This window comes from Microvirga antarctica, from assembly GCF_017921815.1.
GTDB lineage: Bacteria > Pseudomonadota > Alphaproteobacteria > Rhizobiales > Beijerinckiaceae > Microvirga > Microvirga antarctica.
The window spans coordinates 1-314 of sequence record NZ_JAGEMM010000038.1; the positions used below are offsets into that span (position 1 = coordinate 1).

Below are 314 nucleotides of genomic sequence, written 5' to 3' on the forward strand. Positions count from 1 at the left end.
ATAAGCCTGTGTTAGTTTCCAGCAACGTTACCATGCAGTTCGGCAGTAAGCCGCTGTTCGAAAACATTTCCGTCAAATTTGGCGGCGGCAACCGTTACGGCCTGATCGGCGCCAACGGTAGCGGAAAGTCCACTTTTATGAAAATCCTCGGCGGCGACCTGGAGCCGACGCTGGGCAATGTTTCCCTCGATCCGAATGAGCGCATCGGTAAGCTGCGTCAGGACCAGTTCGCTTTTGAAACATTCACCGTACTTGATACTGTCATTATGGGGCATGGAGAACTGTGGGAAGTCAAGCAGGAGCGCGACCGTATC

At 53.2% G+C, this 314-nt stretch carries 1 protein-coding gene; it reads left to right on the plus strand.

Annotated elements, in window-relative coordinates; translation table 11 throughout:
* Positions 1-32: 32 nt before the first annotated feature.
* Positions 33-314 (plus strand): ATP-binding cassette domain-containing protein (locus tag J4G32_RS20775; protein ID WP_210497546.1); only part of this gene is annotated, 282 nt, incomplete at its 3' end.